Source organism: Stenotrophomonas sp. GD03930, assembly GCF_029839665.1.
Classification (GTDB): domain Bacteria; phylum Pseudomonadota; class Gammaproteobacteria; order Xanthomonadales; family Xanthomonadaceae; genus Stenotrophomonas; species Stenotrophomonas forensis.
In genome coordinates this window covers 108,741-122,681 of the sequence record NZ_JAOCAV010000001.1, presented here as the reverse complement: position 1 = coordinate 122,681, position 13,941 = coordinate 108,741, and the positions used below count along the sequence as shown (strand labels likewise).

7 protein-coding genes are annotated in these 13,941 nt (G+C 62.5%); all 7 read left to right on the top strand.

Annotation, left to right across the window (positions count from 1 at the left end; translation table 11 throughout):
• Positions 1–78 precede the first annotated feature (78 nt).
• The 7 genes from N5C18_RS00665 to N5C18_RS00635 all read left to right on the top strand — a co-directional run bounded on the left by N5C18_RS00665 (position 79) and on the right by N5C18_RS00635 (position 13,794).
• Positions 79–3,261 (top strand): type VI secretion system Vgr family protein, encoded by a 3,183-nt coding sequence (locus N5C18_RS00665; protein ID WP_279943572.1) that lies wholly within the window; start codon positions 79–81, stop codon positions 3,259–3,261.
• A complete protein-coding gene (locus N5C18_RS00660; RefSeq protein WP_279943571.1) occupies positions 3,261–6,569 on the top strand; it encodes a phospholipase D-like domain-containing protein in 3,309 nt (1,102 codons plus the stop codon). The genes N5C18_RS00665 and N5C18_RS00660 overlap by 1 nt, the downstream gene beginning before the upstream one ends.
• On the top strand, positions 6,566–8,119 hold the full coding sequence (locus N5C18_RS00655; RefSeq protein WP_279943570.1) for a hypothetical protein: 1,554 nt from the start codon (positions 6,566–6,568) through the stop codon (positions 8,117–8,119). Before N5C18_RS00660 ends, N5C18_RS00655 begins: the two co-directional genes overlap by 4 nt.
• 547 nt (positions 8,120–8,666) lie before the next feature.
• Positions 8,667–9,287: a hypothetical protein gene (locus N5C18_RS00650; RefSeq protein WP_279943569.1), complete on the top strand. Its 621-nt coding sequence runs from the start codon at positions 8,667–8,669 to the stop codon at positions 9,285–9,287.
• Positions 9,288–9,354: 67 nt separating this feature from the next.
• Positions 9,355–10,599 carry a phospholipase D-like domain-containing protein gene (locus N5C18_RS00645; protein WP_279943568.1) on the top strand — a complete coding sequence of 415 codons (1,245 nt, stop codon included), beginning with the start codon at positions 9,355–9,357 and terminating at the stop codon, positions 10,597–10,599.
• Positions 10,600–10,715: 116 nt separating this feature from the next.
• Positions 10,716–12,152: a hypothetical protein gene (locus N5C18_RS00640; protein WP_154582925.1), complete on the top strand. Its 1,437-nt coding sequence runs from the start codon at positions 10,716–10,718 to the stop codon at positions 12,150–12,152.
• Positions 12,153–12,426: 274 nt separating this feature from the next.
• Positions 12,427–13,794, top strand: coding sequence for a hypothetical protein (locus N5C18_RS00635; protein WP_279943567.1), 1,368 nt, complete (start codon positions 12,427–12,429; stop codon positions 13,792–13,794).
• Positions 13,795–13,941: the final 147 nt, after the last annotated feature.

Below are 13,941 nucleotides of genomic sequence, written 5' to 3'. Positions count from 1 at the left end.
GCGCTGCCCGGCCCGTAGCAACGCGGAAGTGGCAGGTAGGCCATCGCCAGGGCAGGAGCGCCTGGCACAGGAAATGACATGGATGCTTCACTCGCGCATGCCGCGCTTGCTTCGCTGGTCGGGCTGGAGCCGGACCATCAACTGCACCGCCTGCGGGCCGATGGCCTGCCCCCTTTGTTCGTCGAACAATGGTGGGGCCATGAATGCCTGGCTGGTGGATTCGATTACTGGGTGGATGTGCTGCATCCGGACGCGGGCCTCGCGTTCGGTGAATGGCCGGGTCGCGAGGCGGCGCTGGTCACCCGCCTGGACGATGGCCAGGACCATCTGCGCTGCGGGTATGTTGCCTCTGCCCATCGGCTGGAGAGCGAGGGCGGCCTGGCGCGCTATCGCCTGCACTGTGTCCCATGGACCTGGATGCTGGGGCATGCACGGCACAGCCGCGTGTACCAGGAACGCACCGTGCGCGACATCGTCGAGGACGTGCTGGGCGGGCATGGTGAGTTGGCCTGCTGGCGTTGGAGCGAGGACGCCATGGCCGCTCTGGCCGAGGCGCCGGCGCGCAGCTACTGCGTGCAGTATCGCGAGCCGGACCTGGCCTTCGTGCAGCGCCTGCTGGCCGAAGAGGGAATTGCCGGCGCATTCGAGAGCGACAGCGGCGGGCGGCTGACCCTCGTGCTGTTTTCCGACAGTCGAGCGCAGCCGGAGAACCCTCAGTCCGCCCGCGATGGCGGCATCCGCTTCCATCGCAATGACGGTACCGAAGCGGCGGACACGCTGCAGCAGCTGGGCGCACGTCGCCTGCTGGGCAGCAACCGGTTGTCGCTGGTCACCAGCGATTACCGGGGGCCGGTGCTCCGCCATGTCCAGTTGCCGTTGCAGGCGGGCGGCCAGAGTCCGCGCGAGATCTACGACCCGGTGGGCGCGCATGCCTTCGCCCAGGCGGCCGATGGGCAGCGCCGGGCGCGCCGGGTAGCCGAAGCGCACGAGGCGGGCCTGGCCGGTTGGCTGGGCACCGGCAGCGTTCGAAGCCTGCAGGCGGGCCGCTTCATCCGCGTGCTGGCGGCCGGAACCGCCGCCGCCCCGACCCTCCTGCCAACCGAAGTACTGCACCACGGGTGCAACCCGCCGCCGATCACGCAGGGGCGCGGGCAGCGGCGGGCCGAGCCACCTGCGCCCTGGCTCGCGGCCAGCGCAGGGCTGCCGGGAGCCCCGCTCGAGGCGTCCTCGGCGTTGGGCTACGCCAACCGGTTCCGGGCCGTCGACCAGCGGCAGCCATGGCGCCCGGTACTGCAGGACGGAACGGGGGAGCGCATCAACCCGCGGCCGCTTGCACCGGGCTACCAGACCGCCCGGGTCATCGCCGGCGATGGCCGGAGTGACGCCGATCTGCATGCCGACAGCCAGGGCCGGGTCCGGGTGCGCCTGCATCTGCAGGGGGCCACCGACGCCGAGGCAACGTGCTGGATGCGGGTGGCGCAGCGCTACGCCGGGCCAGGCGTGGGTTCGCAGTTCCTGCCGCGCGTAGGCCAGGAGGTGCTGGTCGGCTTCCTTGAGGGCGACATCGACCGGCCGCTGGTGCTGGGCGCGCTGTACAACGGCCGTGGTGATGCCGGCGCTGCTCCCACGCCTGCCGGTGCGGCTGCAGCCGGTAGCGACGCAGGCCTGTTCGGCCAGGCCGTCGACAGGTGTCCGAGTGCGCAGGGCAATGCGGCCGGCGGCCACGCCCCTGCCTGGCATGCGATGGCGCCCGGTGAAGACCAGCACCGGCATGCCGGTGCCTTGTGGGGCATCCAGTCACGGGAGTGGTCCGGAACCGGCTACAACCGCCTGGTATTCGACGACTCCGATGCGCAGCTGCGCCTGCAGCTGGCCAGCAGCCATGCCATCAGCGAACTGAATCTTGGCCACCTGCGGCACCAGGCCGACAACCATCGCGGGTCCCTGCGCGGCGAGGGCGCGGAACTGCGTACCGATGCCTGGGGCGCACTGCGCGCCGAGCGTGGCGCATGGCTGATCGCGCACCCCCGCGCCCCCGCTTCGCCGGCCGGTGAGGCCGTTGCCGCCAGTGCGCTGCTGCAGCAGGCGTCAACCCTGGCCGGGTCCTGGCACGCGATGGCGACCACCCACCGGGCGGTCGGCATGGCCAGCCACGCTCCGCCGGAGGACAGCGCGGGCCTGGCGGGCCTGCAGCGGGTCGCGCGCGCCAGCGTGCCCGGGCAGGACTACGCACAGGCCCGCGCAGGTGGTGAGGGTCGGCCCACCGGCGGCGCCGTGCCGCATACAGAAGAGCCCATGCTCGGGCTGCACGGCCACGCCGGCCTGGCCATGGTGGCCGGGCAGGCGCTGCAGTGGAGCAGTGCCCGGCATGTGGTGCTGGCCAGTGGCCAGCACAGCGATGCCAGCGTGGCCGGTAGCGCGCGCCTGCACGCGATGCAGGCCGTGGGCGTGCTCGCGGCCAGTGGCCGGACCTTTGCCGGCGAGGCTGCATTGAGCGTCGTGGCAGGGCAGGCGGCGCTGGACGTCCGCGCCCAGTCCGCGCAGATCAACGTGCAATCGCGTGCCTCTCTACGTGCCGCCAGCGCCCAGGCGGCCGTGGAACTGGCCGCGCCGCGCACCCTGCATATCGCCACCGCCGGTGGCGCCAGCCTCACCCTGGAGGGCGGCAACCTGGTGGTGAACTGTCCCGGCACCATCACCGTGCATGCCGGGCAGAAGTCCTTCGTCGGGCCTGCGCAGCTCAGCTACGCGCTCCCGGACATGCCGACCAGCACCCTCAGCGAGCAGATTCCGAAGCTGGCCTTCCGCCTGCAGGACATTCCGGGGCCGCAGGGGCATCCGCTGGCAGGCCAGCCCTGGAAGATCGTGCGTACCCGCCGGGCGCTGGACGAGGACATGCGAGATGGCGCGCTGGTACCGGGCAACTGGGCCGAGACCGTTGCCGAGGGGCAGGCCGACGAGCAGGGCGACGTCAGCCTGGACGACGCCCTGTGCGCGAAGATCTGGAACGATGCCGGCCGGTTCCCGGGGCGGCTGTTCCTGGTGCATGGCATCGACGTGATTCCCCTGCAGCGTCCGCGTCCCTACAGCAGCTCGCCAGGCGTGCGCGCCACCATGGACACGCTTGAAGCGATCAACTACGGCAAAACCCTGGCCGACCTTCCCGATGATGCGGCGCTGTATGCCTACCGGCAGCGTGCCGAGTACGAGTTCCAGTCGCATATCGACGCCGACCCGGCCCAGCGCAAGGAGATCCAGTGATGGCAGACGGCACCAAGCTGGGCAGCGTCCCGCATACCGCATTGACCTGCCTGGACGGGCAGAAGGGCACCAGCAGCGGTGACTACTACGCGCCACCGGACCGCCAGTTCGCGCCGGTGCGGCGCGGCAACAAGGTTGACGCCTACACCGATGGCCGCTCGGCGATGAAGGCGATGGCCGATGCCATCCGCGGCGCGCAGAAGTTCATCTTCATCGCCGACTGGCAGATGAACTTCGACACCGAGCTGGACAGCCGTGGCGGTGCCCACGCCAGCCGACTGAGCGAACTGCTGTTCGACGCCATCAACCAGCGCGGCGTGGATGTGCGGGTGCTCCTCTACGACAGTGTCGAGGCGGCGGCCTACACCCACGAAAACGAGGCGCGCACGGCCCTGTACAAGATGCAGGATGCCAACACGCCGGGGCAGGTGCAGGTCGGCCTGCACAACCCGGCCACCGGCCGCACCGATGCCTTCAACATCGCCTTTTCGCACCACCAGAAGATCCTGGTGGTGGACGGGAAGATCGGCTTCGTCGGCGGCCTGGACATCGCCCACGGGCGCTGGGACGACGGCAACTTCGACGTGGTCTGCGACCCGACGTTGCATGTGCTCAATGATCACTACAACAACTGCCTGAGCAAATTCCGGGGCATGACGAGGGCTGAGCAGGACCTGACCCTGGACAAGCCCGATACCAGCCCGGATGCAGCGGGCCGTGTCCGCCCCGGCTTTGCCCAGGCATACGTGCCGGGCCTGGCCATCGCGCTGGACCGGATGAAGGCGCAGTGGGATGCAGGCGCCGCACTGGCCGAACTGCAGGACTATGCGGATAAGCTGGGCGTGCCCGACGCGTTGGAGCGCGAAGGCATCCGCAAGCTTGCCGAGATGGTCATTCCGGGCATGGAAGAAGCCGTGAAGGTACAGCGTTCGGTCGCCAAGACCTTCCTGGCCATTCAAGGGTGGTTGACCGAGATCGAAAAGGAATACGCCGACGTCATCGCCGCTTCCAACCGGGCCGCCGACGAGGCGGTCAAGCTGAACGTCGGCGAGGCTGCCGCCGCCGCAGGGCGTGCGGTGGAAGGCTTCACGAAGATCCAGGCGAAGAAGTTCGGCGAGTGGGTCGATGAGCGCAAGGCTGCGATCAAGGACGCCATTCTGGGCCCGATCAAGACGGCCACCACGGTCGTGGGATACGTACGTGATCCTGACTCGCTGGTCACGGACGCCAAGGCCAAATATGCCGAGATCGAGAACAAGTTCAACAAGGCCAAACAGGCGTGGGAATCGCTGGTGAAGTGGATCAACGAGCCGGTGGATCGCATCCAGCGCCTGCTCGACAGCGGCCGCCAGCCGCGCATGCCGTGGCAGGACGTGCACGCGCGCCTGCAGGGACCGGCGGTGTTCGACATCTGCCGCAACTTCATGCACCGCTGGAACGCCATGGTCTGGCAGAACCAGCGCGGCGACCGTGAAATCGGCGCGGCGGTGCGCAAGGTTCTGAACCGTGGCATCCGCGGTGCCAACGACTGGACAGGCGCCGGCCTGCCGGAGCAGACCACGCTGGCACGTGGCATGGAACTGACGCCGTTGAGCGATCAATGGCTGCAGTCGATGGGCGGCATGCAGGCGTTGTTCGGTGACCTGGCCCGGCCGGGCACGGCCGGCGACGTCACCGTACAGATCGTGCGTTCCTCGGGTACGGCGTTGCATGCGCTGGAGAAGAAGGGCTGCAAGGAACTCGGCCTGAATCTGGACGATGCCAGTTGCCTGCAGCCGTACTGGGAGCGCAACCAGCCGATGCATTCGATCCTCGATGCGATGGTCAACTGCATCGCCTCGGCGCGCGCCTTTGTCTACCTCGAGACCCAGTTCCTGATTTCCGAATGCGGATGGTCCGACGCTGAAGCCGGCAGGACGGTGGAGACGGCAATCAAGGGCGGCGAGCGGCGGCCCATGACCAAAGCCGAAAAAAAGAAGGCCGGCTACGTCGACAAGGGCGTGGCCATGAGTGGGCCCATCGGGAAAACCGGCGTTGTGCAGGACCTGGTGAAGCGCAAGCAGGGCGTGAAGTCAGCGGCCAGCAACCCGCTGGTGGCGGCCATCGCTGCGCGCATCCGCCGCGCCATCGTGGCCGGACAGGGCTTCCATGTGTACATCACCTTGCCCGTGCATCCGGAAGGCAGCCTGTTCGACGGTGCCGTGCTGAAGCAGCAGTACTGGGTGCAGCAGACCCTGTTGCGTGGCGACGACAGCCTGATCCGCCGCATCTGCCGTTCGCTGATCGCGCGCGACAAGGACATCCGCGAAGTAAGCGTGGAAGAGGCCGACCTGCAGGCAGAGGTGAAGGCCGGGCGCTGGAAGGAGTACCTGTCGGTAATGAACCTGAGAAGTTATGGGGTCCTGGCCGACGTCAACCATAAGAACCACTACGCACCGCATACGATCGGCGCCGACCAGGCCACCCCCTTGTACGTGGTGACCGAGCAGTGTTACGTACACTCCAAGCTGCTGATCGTGGACGACGCCGTGGCCATCATTGGAAGTGCGAACTGCAACGACCGCAGCCTGCTGGGCACAGGTGACACCGAGATCGCCGCAGTGATCGTGGATGGTGCGGCCAAGTCGATGGACCTGGGCAATGGCGTGCAGGTGATAACCCGGAAGTTTGCGCGGGATCTGCGGATGAAGCTTTGGAAGAAGTTCCTGGGGCAGGCGATTCAAGAGCTGTCAGAGAAAAAGAAGAAACCATACTCTGCAGCTGGAGCTGCGGGGGCGTATCTGCCTTGGTTCCATATGGTAGATCCAGTTCCGCAGATCGAACAGCCGGCAAGCGCCAGAACTTGGCAGGGGATCAGGAAGATTGCTGACGCTAATTCGGATGCCTATCAGCAGGTCTTCACCAATGTCCCACGTGATTCGTTTCCCCGCTATGATTCCGTGTTTCATGGGTTCCCCGCAGCAGGCCTGAGTGACAAGGGACACGTCAAGCGCATGTTGTATGCGCAACCACCAGACCTGCAACCAGACTTCATGCAGGAGCCTAGTATTGAGAACGACTATGTGACCAGTGCTGTCGGTCGGCATGATGTGCGCAAGGCGACTGACTTCCTCAGGGGCGAGCCAGGACGTCCGCGGATTAAGGGCTTTTGGGTCACCATGCCGCTGCTTTGGGGGAGCAGCATGGACGATCCGGCTGCCGCGATGCCGAGCGAGATCATTGCAGCCCTGCCTGTTCAGGGGGATAGGTCAAGTGAATTGGCATACTCGACTCGACATGCTGCCTTGAGTCAAGGAGAAAAGGTGTGAGTGAGTATTTGCTGCTGAAAGCACTGATTGCGGTGAGTGCTCTGTGCGCCGTGCAAGCCGCGCATGCAGGTTGCAGTTCAAAAAATGAAGGGGATGGCCGCTTTCAGGGACACAGCATGGTGGTCAAGTTTACGCCAAGCTTGGATGGTGGAGGAGATGCAGTAGGCGCCAGCCTCAGTCGCGCGAACGAGGTGGCACCTTACATAAGAATCAGGACCGGTCCTGATCTGGCTAAGTTGAACAACGTTCCATTCGACTCGAATGGTGGTTCGGTCTACTATCTGGAAACTACTGGCCAAGGGCAGCGGATCTGCCGTGCTGAGGAATGGAGAAGGCGGGAGTCCAAGCTGATTGGTGAAGCGCCTCCCCAAAGCCTGCATCCTGCAGTCAAGTTGCTGTATCCGTACTTTGAAATGCATAAGGCGCACGAGCTTGATTACGATGCGTCGGGTCAATTGACATCGATTCAACAGACCGGCACGTCGGGCCGTAAGGTCACAACGTTCTGTGCGCTCTATGACGAAAATGGTCGCGTAGAGGTGGCAAATGAGAGTTCTGGGTTGATCGTCTCGGAGGATCCGCATTTTCAGTGCTCGGATCTTCGAGATAAGCCAGTAAGTGTAGATACAAGATACTTTTCTTATCGGCCTGATGGATTCTTGGCTTTGGATATGACCAAGAAGGCTACACGCAAGCTTGGGGAGAGCGCAGAGCAAGAGGATGTCGACTTCGGAACCGAGGCAACTGATGGGGCCTGGTACGCGCAGGGGGAATTTTTCTTTAACGGTGCCAGCATCCATCACCGCATTGGTGCTTCGTTTCAGATGAGTGATAAGCGCGGGCTTACTGGTATTCAGAGTAAATCCTTTGCCATCGCTTCATCCGACTCGACGCCCATCTTTGAGCAACGCAGTCGGGATGAAGGTAGGGAGTTGAACTACACCTTCCCTGGAGAGCGTGTATCGCCAGATGTGCTGAAGGGGCAATTTAACGGCGTAACCGCATATACGCGCGTTCGTGAGTATTTCCACCGCACCGGACAGCGCATCTTCGAGATTTTTGCTCCTGGCGCAAAGTACCCCCGTGAACGTCAGTGGCGCACGCTGGATCTGAATCGTCAGGAAAACTACGACGCAAAGGGCAAGCTCACGCGGGTGATCCTGTCCGGCCCGGTCTCTGGTGACGCCTACACCGAGAACCTGCGCGCCTACGCCGAGAAGGGCGTTTTGGAGCTCACGCCTCTCACAAGCGGCTACAGCTCTTACCGCGTGTACGACTATGACGCTGCCGGTAGAGAGACCCTGTCGTTCGTGTGCTGGCGCTACGAAGTCTCGACCAACAAGCCCTACGCCCATTTCCCCTGGTGGGAGCCCGATCCTCGGCCCAAGCGCAGCCGTGAAGCCGAGCTGCAGTACGCCAGGACGCAGGTCGGTACACGCTGCGGCACGCCGGACGGCAAGATGAGCGTGGAGGGAATGGGCCCGGTGAAGAAGCTGATGGAAACCAAGTACGGGTTTGGGACGACCAAGCTGGGATTGCCGGGCGAGTAGGGCAAGACTTCTTTCCCGAACTTGTGACAGGCGTCGGCCTGCCGGAGTAGACCACGCTGGCGCGTGGCACGGAACTGACGCCGTTGAGCGATCAATGGCTGCAGTACAGATTGCGCGTTCCTCGGGCACGATGAAGGATCAGAAGAATCTTCATCGATTCATTGTCCCGGTGGCCCCAGCGTTGGGCACACTTGGCAAGTTGTAGAGAAGGCAGGGATGAAATGCTTGAAGCATGAAAGCAGATGTGTTTCATCGAAGTTGCTCTTCGTTGCTGTGCTTGCCGCCAGCGCAACTGTTCGCGCTGCTTGCAACGATGCTGAAGCTCCTTTGCTGGCACCTACAGCCGGAGTGGAAATGCGGCTGTCGCCATCAAACGCGGAAAAGGTCACTTACCGTCTTCCAAGGATTACTGAAGACAGGAGGGTGAGTCTTCCGGGAATTGTGCCGGATGCTTCTCTGGTTCGTAACAGAGGGTTCGATCAGGATGGTGGGCAGATCATCTATCTTGAGTCGGATGGTATAGGCGGGAGCCTCCACACAAGGCGAGGTGCTTCGCTACACGTTTCCCGCCGAGGCCGTACCTTTGAGTGCTGCAGGTGCGCAGTTCAGTGGCATTGGTGGCTACACACGTGTGCGCAGTTATCAGCATCGCACCGGGAGCGAGATCTATGAGATCTTTGCTCCCCGCGCAAAGTACCCCCGTGAACGTCAGTGGCGCACGCTGGATCTGAATCGTCAGGAAAACTACGACGCAAAGGGCAAGCTCACGCGGGTGATCCTGTCTGGCCCGGTCTCTGGTGACGCCTACACCGAGAACCTGCGCGCCTACGCAGACAAGGGCGTATTGAAGCTCACGCCCCTCACCAGCGGTTACAGCTCTTACCGCGTGTACGACTATGACGCTGCCGGTAGAGAGCCCCTGTCGTTCGTGTGCTGGCGCTACGAAGTCTCGACCAACAAGCCCTACGCCCATTTCCCTTGGTGGGAGCCCGATCCTCGGCCCAAGCGCAGCCGTGAAGCCGAGCTGCAGTACGCCAGGACGCAGGTCGGTACACGCTGCGGTACGCCGGACGGCAAGATGAGCGTGGAGGGTATGGGGCAGGTGAAGAAGTTGATGGAAACCAAATACGGCTTTGGTACCACGAAGCTCGGTTTGCCGGGCGAGTAGGACGAGACTTCTATCCGAACTTGTGACAGGCGCCGGCCTGCTGGAGCAGGCCACGCTGGCACGTGGCATGGAACTGACAGCGTTGAGCAACCCGCTGGTGGCGGCCATCGCTGCGCGCATCCGCCGCGCCATCGTGGCCGGACAGGGCTTCCATGTGTACATCACCTTGCCCGTGCATCCGGAAGGCAGCCTGTTCGACGGTGCCGTGCTGAAGCAGCAATACTGGGTGCAGCAGACCCTGTTGCGTGGCGACGACAGCCTGATCCGCCGCATCTGCCGTTCACTGATCGCGCGCGACAAGGACATCCGCGAGGCGAGCGTGGAAGAGGCCGACCTGCAGGCAGAGGTGAAGGCCGGGCGCTGGAAGCAATACCTGTCGGTAATGAACCTGAGAAGTTATGGGGTCCTGGCCGACATCAACCACAAGAACCACTACGCACCGCATACGATCGGCGCCGACCAGGCCACCCCCTTGTACGTGGTGACCGAGCAGTGTTACGTACACTCCAAGCTGCTGATCGTGGACGACGCCGTGGCCATCATTGGAAGTGCGAACTGCAACGACCGCAGCCTGCTGGGCACGGGTGACACCGAGATCGCCGCAGTGATCGTGGATGGTGCGGCCAAGTCGATGGACCTGGGCAATGGCTTGCAGGTGATAACCCGGAAGTTTGCACGGGATCTGCGGATGAATCTTTGGAAGAAGTTCCTGGGGCAGGCGCTTGAGACGAAGCCTGAGAAGGGGGACAAGCAATTCGTCCTTTCTGATGCAACCAAAGGTTACTACCCTTTATTCAGCAAAAAAGTTCCGACCCTGGAGGTCGACAAGCCGGCAAGTGCCAAAACTTGGGCGGGAATCAGGGCGCTTGCGGATGCCAATTCAGAAGCTTATCAGCGTGTCTTCACGAATGTCCCTCGCGACTCTTTCCCTCGCTACGACTCAGTGTTTCATGGATTTCCGGCGGCAGGTCTTAGTGACAAAGGGCACGTCAGGCGCATGCTCTACGCGCAGCCGGCAGATCTGCAGCCAGATTTCATGAAGGAGCCAAGTGTTGTGAACGACTACGTGACCGATGCGGTGGGGCGGCATGATGTGCGTAAGGCGACGGATTTCCTCAGAGGTACCGAAACGCGTCGCGGGATTCAGGGTTTCTGGGTAACCATGCCACTCCTCTGGGGGAGTGACATGGATGATCCCGCTGCAGCGATGCCGAACGAGATCATTGCAGTCGTGCCTATTGAGGCGGATCGGTCAACTGAACTAGCGTACTCGGGTCGCCATGGTTCTTGGGGGCACGGAGAGCAAGTATGAGTGGGCATCTACTGTTGAGGGCGATGGTGGCCTTGGGGACCCTGTGTGGTGTGCAATCCGCGCATGCAGACTGCGGTTCATCAAATGAAAGGGATCTCCGGTTTCAGAATGGTGGGATGGTGATCAAGTTCAGGCCAAGCCCATCGGGCGAGGTGGATGCGGTAGGCGCCAGCCTCAGTCGCGCGAACGAAGATGCCCCCTACGTACGGATCAGTGTCGAGCCAATACTCGGTGAGTTGCACAATAAACCGTTCAACTCGAATGGTGGTGCTATTTATTACTTGGAAGAAAGCGCTCAAGGGCAGCGGCTATGTCGCGTTGAAGAGTGGAAGAGGCGGGAATCCAAATTGATTGGCCAAGTGCCGCCTGAGAGCCTGCATCCTGCGGTTAAGTCGGTCTATCCCTATTTCGAGCTGAGTAGGAGCTATGAGCTCCATTATGACTCGGCTGGTAGATTGACTTCGATTCAGAATGTTGACGCGAAAGGGCGTAGGGCCACAACGTTTTGTGCACTCTACGACAAAAATGGTCGCATAGAAGTGGCAAATGAGAGTTCTGGATTGATAGTCTCGGATAGGCCAGAGTTCCAGTGTTCGCAGCTCCGCGATATGCCATCCCGCCCTACCACTCGATACTTCACTTATCGACCGGATGGATCGCTGGCTTCCGATGTAGAGAAGGAAGCCACCCGTAAGCCAGGTGAGGATCCCTACCGCGAGGACACCGGCCCTGGAACGGAGGCGACCGATGGTGCCTGGACTGTAGGGGGCTTCGTCAATGTCGACGACGCTGAATTGAAACGGATCGTCGGCATTCGCTTTTATGGCAGCGAAAAAAGAGGACTTGTAGGGGTGCGAAGCCCTTCCGCTACCCTGGTTCCATCTGACGCCACTCCAGTTTTCGCAGAGCGCAGTCGGAGCGTGTCGCAGGAGGTGCGGTACACGTTCCCGGGTGAGCGTGTTCCTCCAGAGGTCGCCAAGGGGTACTTTGAAGGAGTCACAGGCTATACCCGTGTGCGTGAGTATCTGCACCGTTCGGATAGCAGGATTTTCGAAGTATTCGGACCGCAGGCAAAGCATCCGAGCGAACGACAGTGGCGCAGGCTGGATCTGAATCGCCAGGAGAACTACGACGCAAATGGCAAGCTCACGCGGGTGATCCTGTCCGGTCCGGTATCCGATGACGACGGCTACACCGAGAACCTGCGCGCCTACGCCGAGAAGGGTGCCTTGAAGCTCACGCCGCTCACCAACGGCTACAGCTCTTACCGCGTGTACGACTATGACGCTGCCGGTAGAGAGACCCTGTCGTTCGTGTGCTGGCGCTACGAAGTCTCGACCAACAAGCCCTACGCCCATTTCCCCTGGTGGGAGCCCGATCCTCGGCCCAAGCGCAGCCGTGAAGCCGAGCTGCAGTACGCCAGGACGCAGGTCGGTACACGCTGCGGCACGCCGGACGGCAAGATGAGCGTGGAGGGAATGGGCCCGGTGAAGAAGCTGATGGAAACGAAGTATGGCTTTGGTACCACGAAGCTCGGTTTGCCGGGCGAATGACGAGTAATGGGCTTTACGTACAGGATGCATGCCAGGAGGCAGTCATATGAAGTCGATGGGTACGAGACCTCCGCAGAAGCGGGGGTGGTCAGTGGCGGGGCGGCGGGCAGGGGGCGTAATGCTGGCGTGTGCCGTGCTCAGCCCCTCGGCCTGGGCCTGTGGGGATAAGGTGGCAAACGATCCCTGGGTTTCCCCTTGGAAGATGGAGTACATCAGCGTTCTGACGTCCCCTATGATCGATGACTATGCAACGGAGCTGAGAGAAGCATCGCCCATGGCCGATGGTCGCCTCTCGCTTCCGCAGATCAGGCTCAGTCGTTCGAATTCGGCGTCACGCACGCTTCCCTTCTCCCTGCTGGGTGGGAGCATTGTGTACGTCCAGTCGGAAGACGGGGCCGGTGAACGTGTCTGCCGCGAGGAGCTGTGGCGGAGCCGGAAATCTGCTAGCTGGAATTCGGAAACGGGCGGCTTGGTGTCCCGCGAAGTGCCTTTGTCCCCTCCTACCGCCGTCGAGATTGATCCTTCAGCGAGAACAGCGGCTGCCGGACTTCTCCGGACGATATCCAAGGACTTCGTGCTCGCCGAAGCGCGTGATTATCTCTACGACGACCAGGAACGCCTCGTCGAGATCCGCAAGCACGGGCGTGGACCGGATGGCATGTTGTTCAGCCAGACATTGAACTGCATGAAGTATGACAAGCACAGTCGCCCGACATGGTCGGCGCAGCCAACTCCGGCCAGTCTGCGTCAAGGTGGAGAGGGATTGACCTGTGATCAGATGGATCAAGGCAACGCCCTGGTGCAACGATATCTGCTCGACGATGATGGCCGGATGTATGCCTCCGTCAGATCAACGCCGCCGTCGCCATCGATGGGGCGGAATGTCATGGCATCGGTCAGGGGTACGTCCGGGTGGACCGGCGTTGCGGAGTACATACGGCCGTCCGAGCGGAGCGTCTACGGATTTGAGACCTATGCGATGGCCCGGCTGGATCAGCAACTGGGGGTCTACGTGATCAACAGCATCGAAGGGGATCTGTTGCCGGCCGATGCGCAGCCTCTCTATCAGGATGCCGTCACCCGGCTGGGCGTGAAGGGTGCAGACCTGCGGTACGACTTCGTCAACGTCACCATTCCCGCCGAGGTGGGAATGAATGGGTTCTCGCAACTGTCGACCTATCCCCGGATCCGTAGTCATCGCGTTGCGGAGAAGATGCGGGTTCACGAAGTGTTTGATGCAGATTCCCACGCACTGCGCCGGCGGGCCTGGGCCAGCGATTCCGGGCCGGTCTATCGCCAGGAGGATTACGATAAGGCTGGACGCCTGGTGCAGGTCATCAATGGCTGGATGAATCCTGACGTACCGATGCCGGAAGACGCCATCGCTGCAGACGGATTCGATGCACGCGTGCTCCAGGGGTCGGGCGAAGGTTATAGGGTGTTTCACTTCAACCGGCGAGGACGTCCCGAGCGCGTGCTGGTGTGCGGGAAAATGGCAGCAGGCGCGGAAGCTGGCGATGAAATGCACTGCGGCAAGGGTGATCGTAGCGTTGTCGTCTACCAGAACAACGAGGTCAGTGGTTTCCTGAAGGATGCCTATGGATGGCGTGACCGGCCTCTGGCCGCAGGCTCTCCGCTCTGACGTCGCAGCTTTTCCACATCCGCTGTGGCTTCCCGTGCTGGTGGGATCGGCGTTCCAGCGGGATCCGATCTGGGCAATCAGGCCACCACAACGGGCGCGCAGCGGGGTGCTCAGCGTTTTGGTGATCACCCCACCGCGCGATCCATC

Bases quoted from the DNA above. Each gene is read 5' to 3' on its own strand.
- N5C18_RS00665 (WP_279943572.1), top strand. From the start codon at position 79: ATGGATGCTTCACTCGCGCATGCCGCGCTTGCTTCGCTGGTCGGGCTG.
- N5C18_RS00660 (WP_279943571.1), top strand. From the start codon at position 3,261: ATGGCAGACGGCACCAAGCTGGGCAGCGTCCCGCATACCGCATTGACC.
- N5C18_RS00645 (WP_279943568.1), top strand. From the start codon at position 9,355: ATGGAACTGACAGCGTTGAGCAACCCGCTGGTGGCGGCCATCGCTGCG.
- N5C18_RS00640 (WP_154582925.1), top strand. From the start codon at position 10,716: ATGGTGATCAAGTTCAGGCCAAGCCCATCGGGCGAGGTGGATGCGGTA.
- N5C18_RS00635 (WP_279943567.1), top strand. From the start codon at position 12,427: ATGGCCGATGGTCGCCTCTCGCTTCCGCAGATCAGGCTCAGTCGTTCG.